Here is a 13,376-nt window from a genome sequence, read left to right on the forward strand (position 1 = left end):
AGGCGCACGGCACCGGAACGCACCTCATGGTAGCCACTGTGGGAGAACGTACGTTCGAGAAGTACCATCACGCGCCGTGCACGTGACGCTTCCCGACGCAACCGAGCTGCAGCTCGACGACGGCGCGACCGGGGCCGACGCGGCCGCCGCGATCGGCGCCGGCCTGGCCCGCGCGGCGCTCGCCGTCAAGGTCGACGGCCGTGTCCGCGACCTCGCCGCGCCCCTGCCCGACAGCGCGGGGCTCGAGGTCGTCACGGCGCGCTCGCCCGAGGCGCTCGAGCTCATCCGCCACGACGCGGCGCACGTCCTGGCCACCGCCGTGCTCGAGCTCTATCCGGGCGTGAGGATCTCCATCGGCCCGCCGATCCAGGACGGCTTCTACTACGACTTCGAGTTCCCGCCGGGCGTGACGATCTCGGAAGCCGACTTCCCGAGGATCGAGGCGAAGATGGCCGAGCACATCAAGGCCGCCGAGCCCTTCGTGCGCGAGGACGTCCCGGTCGGCCAGGCGCTCGAGCGCTTCGTCCGCGCCGACCAGCCCTACAAGGTCGAGCTCATCGAGGACCTCATCCGCAACGAGGGCGTCGAGACCGTCAGCCTCTACACGAACGGCCCGTTCACCGACCTCTGCCGCGGCCCGCACGCGCCGACGACGAAGACGATCAAGGCCTACAAGCTGCAGTCGGTCGCCGGCGCGTACTGGCGCGGCGACGCGAACCGCACGATGCTCACCCGGGTCTACGGCACCGCGTTCCTGAGCAAGGAGGACCTCGAGACGCACCTCGAGCGCCTCGAGCAGGCCCGCGCCCGCGACCACCGCAAGCTCGGCCGCGAGCTCGGTCTGTTCGAGTTCTCCGAGGTCAGCCCGGGCATGGCGTTCTGGCTGCCGCGCGGGACCTTCCTCTGGAACGAGCTCGTCGCGCTGACGCGCCACATGAACGCCGAGCGCGGCTACACCGAGGTCAAGACCCCGCAGCTCTACGACAGCCAGCTGTGGAAGACCTCGGGCCACTGGGACAAGTACCGCGAGAACATGTTCATCACGGAGGCCGAGGACCGCCAGATGGCGCTCAAGCCGATGAACTGCCCGGGCCACTGCCACCTGTACTCGATGCACCCGCACTCGTACCGCGACCTGCCGATCCGCTTCTCCGAGCCGGGGCTGCTGCACCGCTACGAGCCGTCCGGGACGCTCCACGGCCTGCTGCGCGTGCGCCACTTCGTGCAGGACGACGCCCACATCTTCTGCCGCGACGACCAGATCTTCGACGAGGTCATCGGCTGCATCGAGCAGGCGTTCGCGACCTACGCGATCTTCGGCTTCGACGTCAAGCTCGAGCTGTCGACCCGGCCCGACGAGCGCGTCGGCAGCGACGAGCTCTGGGACCGCGCGGAGGGGATCCTGCGCGACGCGCTGGAGAGCCGCGAGCTCGGCTTCGACGTCAACGAGGGCGACGGCGCGTTCTACGGGCCGAAGATCGACTTCCACCTCACGGACTCGCTCGGCCGCTCCTGGCAGCTCGGGACGGTCCAGATGGACTTCAACTTCCCGGAGCGCTTCGGCCTCGAGTACCAGGGAGCCGACAACGCCGCGCACCGCCCGGCGATGATCCACCGGGCGATCCTCGGCTCGTTCGAGCGCTTCATCGGCCTGCTCATCGAGCACTACGCCGGCGAGTTCCCGGTGTGGCTGGCGCCCGTGCAGGGCATCGTCCTGCCGATCTCCGACCGCCATGCCGAGGCGGCCGCCGCCACGCGCGACGCGCTGCACGCGCTGGGCGTCCGCGCCGAGGTCGACGACCGCTCCGAGTCGATCGGGCGCCGCATCCGTGACGCCGAGCTGCAGAAGATCCCGTACATGCTCGTCGTCGGCGACCGCGAGATCGAGGAGGGCTCCGTGGCCGTGCGCCGGCACGGCGAGGGCGACCTCGGCAGCGAGCTCATCGAGGCGTTCGCGCGACGCGTGACCGACGAGCGCCCGATTGGCTACACTGGGCAGCGTTGAAGACTCTCGTGCATAACGGCCGCTTCTAGGTGCCGATCCCCCGCAGGTTCGACCGGCGCCCGCCGGAGCGCGACACCACCCGGATCAACGAGCGGATCCGGGTCCCCGAGGTGCGACTCATTGACGAGTCCGGCCAGCAGGTCGGCGTCATGCGCACCGACGAGGCTCTGCGCTACGCGCAGGAGCGCGACCTCGATCTCGTCGAGGTGGCGCCCGAGGCGCGCCCGCCCGTGTGCCGCGTGCTCGACTACTCGAAGTACAAGTACGAGCAGGCCCAGAAGCAGAAGGCCGCGCGCAAGCACCAGCAGCAGATCACGATCCGGGAGATCAAGTTCCGGCCGAAGATCGCGCAGAACGACTACGACACGAAGAAGGGTCACGTCGTCCGCTTCCTCAAGCACAAGGACAAGGTCAAGATCACGATCATGTTCCGTGGGCGCGAGGTGGCGCATCCGGAGCGCGGCGTCATGCTGCTCGAGCGCCTGTCCGAGGAGCTCTCCGACCTCGCGGTCGTCGAGCAGCGCCCGATCCAGGACGGCCGCAACATGACGATGATGCTGGCGCCGTCGAAGGCGGTCCTCGCCGGGGAGTACGACGGCAACGGGGCCGGCTCGAAGGCGGAGGACGGGGCGGCCGCCGCCGAGCCCGAGCCCGAAGCCGACGCCAACGGCTCGTCCGCCAGCGCGTAGACGCGGCCAGGCTGCGGCGCCCGCCGCCGTGCTCAATAGCCGTGCCCGCGGTGCACGGGCCGCTTGACCCGCTGGCCCGCGGCGCGCTTGCGCAGGTCGGCGATCGAGACGTGGATGTCGTCGGCCAGCGCGTCCGCGAGCTCGCGGCTCTGGTTGATCTTCACCATCATCCGCATGATCTGCTGACCCTCGTTGTCCGGCGGCATCTCGTAGGCGGGGACCATCCAGCCGCGGCGCTGGGCGAGCTCGCCGACGAGGTCCGTGCCGGTGAAGTCCTCCTCGTCGCGGACCCGGGCGATGACGAGCGGCAGCCGCGGCTCGCCGGACAGCAGCTCGAGCGCGTCCTCCTCGCCGAGCCGCGCCGCGAGCGCGTCGCGGTTGGTGTTCATCGCCCGCACGAGCGACGCGTAGCCCTCGCGCCCGAAGCGGATGAAGTTGTAGAACTGGGCGAGGATGAGCGCGGAGCTGCCGGAGAAGTTCAGCGTGAACGTCGCGTCGCGCTCGCCGAGGTAGTCCTCGTAGAAGACGAGCTCCTCCGGCAGCTGCTCCTCGTCGCGGAACACGAGCCAGCCGACGCCCGGGTAGACGAGGCCGAACTTGTGGCCGGAGACGTTGATCGACTTCACCGACTCGAGGCGGAAGTCCCACTCGAACTCCGGATGCGAGAACGGGAACACGAACCCGCCGCTCGCGGCGTCGACGTGCATCGGGATGTCGAGGCCGCGCTCGGAGCGCAGCCGCCCGAGCAGCGCGTCGATGCCCAGGACGTCGTCGCACTCGCCGGTGAACGTCGTGCCGACCACCGCGACGACCCCGATCGTGTTCTCGTCGATGTGCGGCTCGAGCTCGTCGGGCCCCACGACCGTGCGGCCGCGCGCGATCGGCACCTGGCGGGGCTCGACGTCGAAGTACCGGCAGAACTTGTCCCACACGACGTGGACGTCGGCGCCGTAGACCAGGTTCGGCTTGTCGGTCGCCTGTCCCGCCGTCTCGCGCGCCTTCTTCCAGCGCCACTTCATCGCCAGCGCCCCGAGCATCACGCCCTCCGACGAGCCGGCGCACGCGGTTCCGGGCGCCTCGGGCTCGCCGGGGCCGTTGTAGAGGTGGTGCAGCATGCGCACGCAGCGGTTGGCGATCTCGGCCGTCCGCGGATACTCCGCGTGGTCGATGAAGTTGCGGTGCAGGTTCTCGAGGATCACCGTCCGCGCCTCCGGCTCCATCCACGTCGTCACGAACGTCGCGAGGTTCTTCGACGGGTCGCCGTCGAGCAGCACCTCGCTCTGCAGGATGTGCAGCGCCGCCCGCGGGGTGAGGCTGCCCTCGGGGATGCGGCGGACCGGCGCGGGCTGGGTGAGGTACTGCTCGGCCAGCGTGAGGCTGCCCGTGTCGGCTTCGGTTCCGGACATTGCGTGCGCTCCTCGTGAGGGAAGGAGCGACGCTATCCGAGTGCGCGCCGGCGGGTCAGCCCTCGTCGAGTCGTGAGCCGGTGCGGGCAGCCGCGCCGGGCCTGGCCGGCCCGGCGCCGAGGACCCTCGCAGAGCCGCGCGCCGACTTTGCCATACTGTGCGACCGCTCATGCCGAAGATGAAGACTCACTCGGGCGCGAAGAAGCGCTTCAAGCTGACCGCCAAGGGCAAGGTCAAGGCCCGCCACGCCATGACCAGCCATATCCTCGAGAAGAAGAACGCCAAGCGCAAGCGGCGTCTCGGGAACCCGGTCGTGCTCGCCAAGCAGGACGAGGCCCGCGCGAAGAAGCTGCTGGGGGTGGGCAAGTGACCCGCGTCAAGCGCTCCGTCGCCCGCAAGAAGCGCCGTGCCACGCTCGAGCGTGCGAAGGGCTTCCGCGGCGAGGCCAACTCGAACTACAAGCGGGCGAAGGAGGCTCTGCTCAAGGCGGAGTCCTACGCGTACCGCGACCGGCGCAACCGCAAGCGCGATTTCCGCCGCCTGTGGATCACGCGCATCAACGCGGCCGCGCGCCTGAACGGCATGACCTACGGGCAGTTCATGCACGGCCTCAAGCTGGCCGGCATCGAGGTCGACCGCAAGGTCCTCGCCGACATCGCCGTGCGCGACGCCGACACGTTCCGACGTTTTGCCGAGGCCGCCCGAGAGGCGTCGGCTGCCTGAGCCTTCACTCAGGCAAGAACGACCGCAGACCTCGAGGGCGCCGCTGACACCGGCGCCCTTTTTGTTGCCCATGACCGTGATCACCTCCCCCCACAACGAGAAGCTCAAGACGCTGCGCCGGCTGCAGCGCCGCCGCGACGGGCGCTTCGTCGCGGAGGGCGAGGACCTGCTCGCCGCCGCCGACGCGGCGGGGTGGGAGCCGCTGGAGCGCTTCGCCGCGGCGGGCAGCGGCCTGCCGGGCACCGAGGTCGAGGCGGAGGTGCTCGCGAAGGTGTCGGCGCTCGGCTCGGGCACGCGGGCGCTGGCCGTCTACCGCGAGCGGTGGGCGACCGCCCCCACCGGGCCCCGCTGCGTCGCGCTGTGGGGCGTCCGGGACCCCGGCAACGTCGGCACCGTGCTGCGCTCCGCCCTCGCCTTCGGAGCGGACTGCGTCGCGATCGGCCCCGGCACGGCGGACCCGTACGGCCCCAAGGCGGTGCGCGCCTCGATGGGCGCGCTGTTCGCCGTGCCGGTCGCCCGGGTCGAGGGCATCGCCGAGCTGCCGGGCGAGCGGATCGCGCTCGTCGCGCGCGCCGGTGCGCCGCTGGCCGCCACGGCCCCGTCGCCGGACTGCACCCTCGTCGTCGGCGCCGAGCGCGAGGGGCTGCCCGGCGACGTCGTGGCAGGATGCGACCGCACCGCGCACATCCCCATCGCCTCGGAGTCGCTCAACGCGGCGATGGCGGCGACGGTGGCCCTCTACGAACTGTCCCGGAACCCCGCATGATCGACCGCATAGAGCACATCGCCGAGCAGGCGCGGACCGCCGTCGAGCAGGCCTCCACCACGGCCGCGCTCGAACAGGTCCGCGTCCAGTACCTCGGCCGCAAGGCCGAGCTGCCCAACCTCCTGCGCGGTGTGGCCGAGCTGCCACCCGAGCAGCGCGGGGCGGTCGGCAAGGCCGCGAACGTAGCCCGGCGCGACCTCGAGGCGGCGATCGCGGCGCGCGGGGAGGCGCTGCAGGCCGCCGAGCTCGAGACCCGGCTCGTGGGGGACCGCGTCGACGTCACGCTGCCGGGCGACCCGCCGCAGCCCGTCGGCCGCCTGCACGTCCTGACCCAGACCCGGCGCGAGATCGAGGACGTCTTCGTCGGCCTCGGCTTCTCGGTCCTGGAGGGTCCCGAGGTCGAGTCGGTCTTCTACAACTTCGACGCGCTCAACCACACGCCGACGCACCCGGCGCGGGCGCGCACCGACACCTTCTACATCGAGGGCGCCCGGCACGCGGACACCGACACCGAGGTCGTCCTGCGCACCCACACCTCGCCGATGCAGATCCGCGCCATGCAGGAGACGCCGCCGCCGCTGTACGTGATCATCCCCGGCCGCGTCTACCGCCGCGACAGCGACGCGACGCACACGCCCCAGTTCCACCAGGTCGAGGGCCTCGCGGTCGACACCGACATCACGCTCGCCGACCTCAAGGGCACGCTGCTGGACTTCTCGCGGGCGATCTTCGGCCCCGACCGCGAGGTCCGCCTGCGCCCGCACTTCTTCCCGTTCACCGAGCCCTCCGTCGAGGTCGACGTGTCGTGCTTCAACTGCGCGCGCGACGGCTCGCCGTGCCAGGTGTGCAAGGGCACGGGCTGGCTGGAGATCCTCGGCGCCGGGATGGTCGACCCCAACGTGTTCGGCTACGTCCGCGAGCACGGCTACGACCCCGACGAGGTCCAGGGCTTCGCGTTCGGCATGGGCATCGAGCGGATCGCCGCGCTGAAGTACGGCATCCCGGACATCCGCACCCTCTACACGAACGACGTCCGCGTCCTGGAGCAGTTCGGATGAGACTCCCGCTGAGCTGGCTGTTCGAATACTGCGAGCCGATGATGACGCCGCGCGACATCGCGACGCGCCTGGCGATGACCGGCACCGAGGTCGGTCGCATCCACCGCCACGGCGTCGACGCGCTCGAGCACTTCGTCGTCGGCAAGGTGCTCACCGCCGAGCAGCACCCGAACGCCGACCGCCTGCGCGTGTGCACGGTGGACGTCGGCGACACCGAGCCGGCCCACATCGTCTGCGGGGCACCGAACGTCGCCGCCGGCCAGACCGTCGCCGTGGCCCGGCCGGGCGCGATCATGCCCGACGGCACGCGCCTGAAGAAGGCGAAGCTGCGCGGCGAGCCCTCCGAGGGCATGATCCTCGCCGAGGACGAGCTCGCCATCGGCACCCTGCACGCCGGCACGATGGTGCTCGACGACGGCCTGCAGGCCGGGCAGTTCCTCGCCGAGGTGCTGCCGATCGCCACCGACGTGCTCGAGCTCGAGATCACGCCGAACCGGCCGGACTGCCTCGCCGTCTACGGCGCCGCGCGCGAGGTCCATGCCGCGACCGGCGCGCCGCTGGAGCCCGCGCCGTGGGAGGGCGTGGACCTGGGCCCGGCGTCGGGCATCGATGGCGTGACGATCGATGTGCGCGACCCCGACCTGTGCCCGCGCTTCACCGCCGTCGCCTACGAGGGCGTGACGATCGCCGAGTCGCCGCCGTGGCTCAAGCAGCGCCTGATGGCGTCAGGCCAGCGGCCGATCAACAACGTGGTCGACATCACGAACTACGTGATGCTGCTCACCGGCCAGCCGGTGCACGCGTTCGACCGCGACCGCATCGCGGGCGGCCGGCTCGTCGTGCGCCGCGCGAACCCGGGCGAGGAGGTCACGACGCTCGACGACCAGGTCCGCCGGATGCCGTCCGACGGCATGCTCATCGAAGACGCGGAGGGCCCCACGTCGATCGCCGGGATCATGGGCGGCGCGCGGTCGGAGGTCTCCGGCGACACGACCCGCGTGCTGCTGGAGATGGCGACGTGGGACGGGCCGAACATCCTCGCCACCTCGAACGCGCTCGGCCTGCGCACCGAGGCCAGCGCCCGCTTCGAGAAGGGCCTGTCGCCCGAGGCGACCGTCGAGGCGCAGGCGGTCGCGCTCGAGCTGATGACGTCGCTGGCCGGCGCCACGCGGCTGCCCGGCTGGTTCGACGTGGGCGGGGCGGGGCCGGAGGCCGCGGTGATCCGGCTGCGCGAGGCTCGGCTGCGCTCGCTGCTCGGCATCGACGTCCCGCGCGGCCGGCAGATCGGCGTGCTGCGTTCGCTCGGCTTCGGCGTCGGCGAGGCGGCGGACGGGCTCGACGTCACCGTCCCGCACTGGCGGCGCAACGACGTCACCCGCGAGGCCGACGTCATCGAGGAGATCGCCCGCCTGGCCGCGCTCGAGGAGCTGCCGGCCACCCTCCCGCGCAACCGGCCGGGCGCCCGGCTGACCTGGAGCCAGCGCGTGCGCCGGCGCGCCGAGGACGTGCTCGTCGGCCGTGGGGTGCAGGAGATCGCCGGCTGGTCGTTCGCCGCCCCGCCGCTGCTCGACCGGCTGCGGCTGGCCGGCGAGGCCGCGATGCGCGCCGTCGTCGTGCTCGAGAACCCGATGAGCGAGGACGAGTCGATCCTGCGCCCGACGCTCATGGGGTCGCTGCTGGACGCGGCGCGCCACAACCTGGCGCATGGGGCGGAGCGGGTCGCGCTCTTCGACTCGGGCACGGTCTACCTGGCCGGCGCCGACGACGGTCTCGCGCACGAGCACCACGGGCTCGGCGTGGTGCTCGCCGGGCCGCTGACGCCGCCGTCGTGGCGCTCGGCGCAGGCGGCGCCCGCCGACTTCTTCACGGCGAAGGCGCTGGCCGGCGCGGTGCTCGACACGTTGCGCGTGCCGTGGGAGGTGCGACCGAGCGACCACTGGGCGTTCCTGCATCCGGGGCGCGCGGCCGAGGTGACCGCGAACGGGCAGCGGCTCGGCTTCGTCGGCGAACTGCACCCGCTCGTCGCGCGCGAGTGGGACCTGGAGGGCGGCGCGGCGTTCGCGCTGAACCTCGACGTGATCGCCCGGCTCGCGCCCGAGGCGCCCGAGTACCGCGACGTGACGAGCTTCCCGCCGGTGCGCCAGGACCTGTCGCTCGTCGTGGACGACCGGCCCGCCGCGGATGTCGTGGCGATCGTCCGCGGCGCGGGCGGGGCGCTGCTGCGCCGCGTCGAGACGTTCGACCGCTTCGAGCGCGACGGCGAGGTCTCCCTGGCGCTGCACCTCGAGTTCGCCGCGCCGGACCGGACGCTGACCGACGAGGAGGTGGCGCGGGTGCGCGAGAAGATCCTGGCCGCGCTGGCCGAGCAGGGGGTGACCCCGCGTGGCTGAGCCCAGGGGTGCCGCAGGCGGCCCCACGCCGCCCACTGAGGGCACACCGAATGCCGGCCGCCGGGGGCGGGCCTCCGAGCATGGTGATCGGAAGATCACGGTCGCCGTGGCCGGAGCGTCCGGCTACGCCGGCGCGCTGGCCGCCCGGCTGTTGTGGCGCCATCCGGACTTCGAGCTCGTCGCGGTCACCTCCCGCAGCGACGCGGGCCGGCGCCTGGACGACCTGTACCCACACCACCGCGTGCCGCTCGTCCTCGACGCGTTCGACGTCGACGAGCTCGGTCAGATCGACGCGGCGGTCGTCGCCTACCCGCACGGCGCGGCGGCCGAGGCGGTCGCGCAGCTGCACGAGCGCGGCATCCGCGTCATCGACCTGTCGGCCGACTTCCGCCTGCGCGACGTCGCGGTCTACAACGAGTGGTACCGCGAGCACCCGGCGCCCGGGCTCATCGAAGAGGCGGTCTACGGCCTGCCCGAGCTCTACCGCGACCAGCTGCGCGAGGCGGACATCGTCGCGTGCCCGGGCTGCTTTCCCACCGCGGCGATCCTCGGCCTCGCCCCGCTGGCCCCGTACATCGACGACGTCGTCATCGACGCGAAGACCGGCGTGTCGGGGGCGGGCCGGGCGGCGACGGAGAACACGCACTTCGTCAGCGTCGACGAGAACGTCAAGCCCTACGGCGTCGGCCACCACCGCCACATGCCGGAGATCGACCAGGAGCTGGCGGCGGCAGGGGCGAAGGATCTCGTCGCGACGTTCACGCCGCACCTGCTGCCGCTCGACCAGGGCGAGCTGCTCTCCTGCTACGTCAAGCTCAACGCGGACGTGGACGTGGACGTCGCCGCGCTCTACGAGGAGCGCTACGCCGACGAGCCGTTCGTCGAGCTCGTCACCGCCCCGCCGGGCGTTCGCGACGTGCGCGAGACGAACTTCTGCCGCATCGCCGTCCACGTCGACGGGCGCACCGGCAAGGTGTTCGTCTTCGCGGCGATCGACAACCTCTGGAAGGGCACCGCGTCGCAGGCGGTGCAGTGCCTGAACATCATGTTCGGGCTGCCCGAGACGGAGGGGATCCTGTAGTGGCCTTCTTCCGCTCGCGCTGGGTGCAGCGGCCGGGCCACGTCGCCGAAGCCGGCGACGACCGCCTGCCGGCCGGCTTCCGCGCCGCGGGCGTGGCGGCGGGGATCAAGCCCAGCGGCGGCCTCGACGTCGGGCTGCTGGTCAACGGCGCCCCGGACGGCGTGAGCGCCGCCCGCTTCACGGCGTCCGGCGTGCTCGCCGCGCCGGTGCTCGTCACGAAGGAGCGCGCGCGGCTGGACGCGCTGCGCGCGGTCGTCGTCAACTCCGGCAACGCGAACGCCGCGACCGGCCGGCCCGGGCTCGACGAGGCGGCGCGGATGCAGGGCGCCGCGGCGATGGCCGCGGGCGTCGCCACCGAGCACGTCGCGGTCGCCTCGACGGGTGTCATCGGCGTCCAGCTCGACGGCCAGAAGGTCGTCAAGGGCCTGCTGGCCGCCAACGGCCGGCTGTCGCCCGACGGGGCCGGCGAGTTCTCGGCGGCGATCCAGACCACCGACGCGTTCGAGAAGCGCGCCACGCTCGACGTCGAGCTGCCGTCGGGCCGCGTCCGGCTGACCGCCCAGTGCAAGGGCGCCGGGATGATCTCGCCGCGCTTCGCGACGATGCTCTGCTTCGTGCAGACCGACGCGGCGCTGTCGGCCGAGACCGCCGACCTGCTGCTGGGCGTGTGCGTGAAGCGCTCGTTCGACCGCGTCTCGGTCGACGGTCAGCTCTCGACGAACGACACCGTCGTGCTCATGGCCTCCGGGCGCTCCGGCGTGACGGTCGCGCCGGAAAGCGAGGACGAGCTGCGCTTCGGCGAGGCGCTCGACGTGCTGCTGCGCCAGCTCGCGCTGCTCATCGTCGCCGACGGCGAGGGCTCCGAGCGCGTGGGGCGCGTCGTCGTGCGCGGCGGCCACCAGCCGGGCGTCGACGCGGTCGCGCGCGCGGTGGCGAACTCGCCGCTCGTCAAGACGGCGCTGCACGGCGGCGACCCGAACTGGGGGCGCATCGCCCAGGCGGTGGGCGCGGCGTTGCCCGGCACGGCGCCGCTGGCGCTCGACATCGCGATCGAGGGCGTCCAGGTCTGCTCGGGCGGCATGGCGCTGCCCGTCGACCAGGCGGCGCTCGACGCCGCCGTCGCCGGGCCGGAGGTCGAGTACGAGGTCGGCCTGCCCGGCGAAGGCGCCGACGCGGAGCTGTTCTTCTCGGACTTCGGCCACGGCTACATCACGATCAACGCGGACTACACGACATGAGCATCGACGAACGGCGGGTCGCCATCGGCGAGGACCGGATCGGGACGCTGCTGGAGGCGCTCCCGTACATCCGCGAGTTCCACGGCCGGACGATCGTCATCAAGTACGGCGGCGCGGCGATGGAGGACCCCCAGCTGCGCGAGGACTTCGCCCGCGACGTCGTGCTGCTCAAGTACGTCGGGCTGAATCCCGTCATCGTCCACGGCGGCGGGCCGGAGATCACGTCCTACATGGAGCGGCTCGGGATGCCGGTCGAGTTCGTGGGCGGCCTGCGCGTGAGCAACCCGGCCACGGTCGAGATCGCCAAGATGGTGCTGGTCGGCAAGGTCAACAAGGACATCGTCCTGCGGCTGAACCGCCACGGCCAGCCCGCGGTCGGGCTGTCGGGCGACGACGGCAACCTCTTCCGCGTCGGCCGTCAGAGCGCGCCGGGCGGCGAGGACATCGGGTTCGTCGGGCGCATCGAGCGCGTCGAGGTCGACCTCCTGCACCACATCGCGCAGGACTACATCCCGGTGATCGCGTCGGTCGGCGCCGACCGCGAGGGCAACTCGTACAACGTCAACGCCGACGATGCGGCCAGCGCGGTGGCGCGGGCGCTCGGCGCGTACAAGGTCCTGTTCCTCACCGACGTGCGCGGCTGGCTGCGCGACCCGGGCGATCCCGAGTCCTTGATCAGCGAGGCGACCGCCGCCGAGGTGCAGGAGGCGATGGCGACGATCGTCGGCGGCATGCGGCCCAAGCTGCAGGCCTGCCTCGACGCGATCCACGGCGGCGTCGGCAACGCGTACATCATCGACGGCCGCCTGCCGCACTCGCTCCTGCTCGAGCTGTTCACGGACGCCGGCACCGGCACGAAGATCGGACCCTCGCGATGACCCGGACCCAGACCGACCACCACCTGCTCCCGACCTATGCGCGCTTCCCCGTCGCGTTCGAGCGCGGGTCGGGCACCCGCCTGTGGGACGACGAGGGCCACGAGTACCTCGACTTCCTGTCCGGGATCTCCGTGTCGAGCGTCGGGCACTGCCACCCGCAGGTCGTCGAGGCGATCCGCGACCAGGCCGGGCGCCTGCTGCACGTCGGCAACCTCTACTACACCGAGCCGATGACCCGGCTGGCCGACCGGCTGGCCGAGAGCTCGCTGGGCGGCGGCGTGTTCTTCACGAACTCCGGCGCCGAGGCCAACGAGGCGGCGCTCAAGCTCGTCCGCAAGGCCAGGCAGGGCGGCGACATCGTCGTCGCGCACGGCGGCTTCCACGGGCGCACCTACGGCGCGCTGTCGGCGACGCCGCAGGAGGCCAAGCAGGCGCCGTTCGCGCCCCTCGTGCCGGGCTTCCGGGCGGTCGAGCCGACCGCGGACGCCATCGCGGGCGCCGTCGGCGCGGGCACGGCCGCCGTCGTGCTCGAGGTCATCCAGGGCGAGAGCGGCGTGCACATCCTCGACGACGAGGTGCTCGGCGCGGCGCGTGCGGCCTGCGACGCCCACGGCGCCGCGCTGGTGTTCGACGAGGTGCAGACGGGGATGGGGCGCACGGGGACGCTGTGGGCCTACGAGCAGACGGGCGTCGTCCCGGATGCCATCACGACCGCCAAGGCGCTCGGCGGCGGGCTGCCCATCGGCGCGCTCGTCACCGGCGAGCGCCTCGCGGACGTCTTCGCGCCGGGCGACCACGGGTCGACCTTCCCGGGCGGACCGGTCGTCGCCGCGGCCGCGCTGGCCGTGTTCGACGTCCTCGACGACGAGGAGCTGCTGGCCCGGGTCCGCGAGCTGGGCGAGCACGCACGCGCGCGATTGGCAGAGCTGCCCGGCGTGACCGTGGTCCGCGGCCGCGGCCTGATGAACGCGTTCGACCTGGCCGGCGGCAGCGCCCCGGACATCGCCCGCCGCGCGCTGCTGGAGCAGCGGCTCGTCGTCAACGCCACGGGCCCGGCGACCATCCGCCTGCTGCCGCCGCTGATCGTCACGCGCGAGGAGCTCGACGACGCGGTCGACCGTCTGGGCGCGCTGCTGAGCTGA

12 protein-coding genes are annotated in these 13,376 nt (G+C 72.4%); 11 read left to right on the forward strand and 1 reads right to left on the reverse strand.

Annotated features, from left to right (window positions below):
• Positions 1 to 76 precede the first annotated feature (76 nt).
• Positions 77 to 2,005 carry a threonine--tRNA ligase gene (gene thrS / locus DSM104329_RS13065; protein ID WP_259315880.1) on the forward strand — a complete coding sequence of 643 codons (1,929 nt, stop codon included), beginning with the start codon at positions 77 to 79 and terminating at the stop codon, positions 2,003 to 2,005.
• A gap of 29 nt (positions 2,006 to 2,034) precedes the next feature.
• Complete coding sequence (gene infC, locus DSM104329_RS13070) at positions 2,035 to 2,694, forward strand: translation initiation factor IF-3 (protein ID WP_259315881.1); 660 nt, start codon at positions 2,035 to 2,037, stop codon at positions 2,692 to 2,694.
• 32 nt (positions 2,695 to 2,726) lie between these two features.
• Here infC and DSM104329_RS13075 read toward each other — a convergent pair whose 3' ends face one another.
• A complete protein-coding gene (locus tag DSM104329_RS13075) occupies positions 2,727 to 4,100 on the reverse strand; it encodes a glutamate decarboxylase (RefSeq protein WP_259315882.1) in 1,374 nt (457 codons plus the stop codon).
• A gap of 169 nt (positions 4,101 to 4,269) precedes the next feature.
• On the opposite strand from DSM104329_RS13075, the gene rpmI reads away from it, so the two are divergent.
• The 9 genes from rpmI (at position 4,270) to DSM104329_RS13120 (ending at position 13,376) form a co-directional block, all read left to right on the forward strand.
• A complete protein-coding gene (gene rpmI / locus DSM104329_RS13080; protein WP_259315883.1) occupies positions 4,270 to 4,470 on the forward strand; it encodes a 50S ribosomal protein L35 in 201 nt (66 codons plus the stop codon).
• On the forward strand, positions 4,467 to 4,823 hold the full coding sequence (gene rplT / locus DSM104329_RS13085) for a 50S ribosomal protein L20 (RefSeq protein WP_259315884.1): 357 nt from the start codon (positions 4,467 to 4,469) through the stop codon (positions 4,821 to 4,823). Before rpmI ends, rplT begins: the two co-directional genes overlap by 4 nt.
• Positions 4,824 to 4,893: 70 nt before the next feature.
• Positions 4,894 to 5,589, forward strand: a complete 696-nt coding sequence (locus DSM104329_RS13090) for a TrmH family RNA methyltransferase (RefSeq protein ID WP_259315885.1) — start codon at positions 4,894 to 4,896, stop codon at positions 5,587 to 5,589.
• Positions 5,586 to 6,647: a phenylalanine--tRNA ligase subunit alpha gene (gene pheS, locus DSM104329_RS13095; RefSeq protein WP_259315886.1), complete on the forward strand. Its 1,062-nt coding sequence runs from the start codon at positions 5,586 to 5,588 to the stop codon at positions 6,645 to 6,647. The genes DSM104329_RS13090 and pheS overlap by 4 nt, the downstream gene beginning before the upstream one ends.
• On the forward strand, positions 6,644 to 9,037 hold the full coding sequence (gene pheT, locus DSM104329_RS13100; protein WP_259315887.1) for a phenylalanine--tRNA ligase subunit beta: 2,394 nt from the start codon (positions 6,644 to 6,646) through the stop codon (positions 9,035 to 9,037). Before pheS ends, pheT begins: the two co-directional genes overlap by 4 nt.
• Before the next feature lie 106 nt (positions 9,038 to 9,143).
• Entirely contained in the window at positions 9,144 to 10,118 is a 975-nt protein-coding gene (gene argC, locus DSM104329_RS13105) for an N-acetyl-gamma-glutamyl-phosphate reductase (RefSeq protein ID WP_259315888.1), read from the forward strand.
• A complete protein-coding gene (gene argJ, locus DSM104329_RS13110) occupies positions 10,118 to 11,356 on the forward strand; it encodes a bifunctional glutamate N-acetyltransferase/amino-acid acetyltransferase ArgJ (RefSeq protein WP_259315889.1) in 1,239 nt (412 codons plus the stop codon). Before argC ends, argJ begins: the two co-directional genes overlap by 1 nt.
• The gene (gene argB / locus DSM104329_RS13115; RefSeq protein WP_259315890.1) at positions 11,353 to 12,234 is read left to right on the forward strand and encodes an acetylglutamate kinase; all 882 of its coding nucleotides are present in this window, start codon (positions 11,353 to 11,355) and stop codon (positions 12,232 to 12,234) included. Before argJ ends, argB begins: the two co-directional genes overlap by 4 nt.
• Positions 12,231 to 13,376 carry an acetylornithine/succinylornithine family transaminase gene (locus DSM104329_RS13120; RefSeq protein ID WP_259315891.1) on the forward strand — a complete coding sequence of 382 codons (1,146 nt, stop codon included), beginning with the start codon at positions 12,231 to 12,233 and terminating at the stop codon, positions 13,374 to 13,376. The genes argB and DSM104329_RS13120 overlap by 4 nt, the downstream gene beginning before the upstream one ends.

Source organism: Capillimicrobium parvum (assembly GCF_021172045.1).
Lineage (GTDB): Bacteria > Actinomycetota > Thermoleophilia > Solirubrobacterales > Solirubrobacteraceae > Capillimicrobium > Capillimicrobium parvum.

Bases quoted from the DNA above. Each gene is read 5' to 3' on its own strand.
- DSM104329_RS13075 (WP_259315882.1), bottom strand. From the start codon at position 4,100: ATGTCCGGAACCGAAGCCGACACGGGCAGCCTCACGCTGGCCGAGCAG.
- argB (WP_259315890.1), top strand. From the start codon at position 11,353: ATGAGCATCGACGAACGGCGGGTCGCCATCGGCGAGGACCGGATCGGG.
- DSM104329_RS13120 (WP_259315891.1), top strand. From the start codon at position 12,231: ATGACCCGGACCCAGACCGACCACCACCTGCTCCCGACCTATGCGCGC.
- pheT (WP_259315887.1), top strand. From the start codon at position 6,644: ATGAGACTCCCGCTGAGCTGGCTGTTCGAATACTGCGAGCCGATGATG.
- rpmI (WP_259315883.1), top strand. From the start codon at position 4,270: ATGCCGAAGATGAAGACTCACTCGGGCGCGAAGAAGCGCTTCAAGCTG.
- DSM104329_RS13090 (WP_259315885.1), top strand. From the start codon at position 4,894: ATGACCGTGATCACCTCCCCCCACAACGAGAAGCTCAAGACGCTGCGC.
- pheS (WP_259315886.1), top strand. From the start codon at position 5,586: ATGATCGACCGCATAGAGCACATCGCCGAGCAGGCGCGGACCGCCGTC.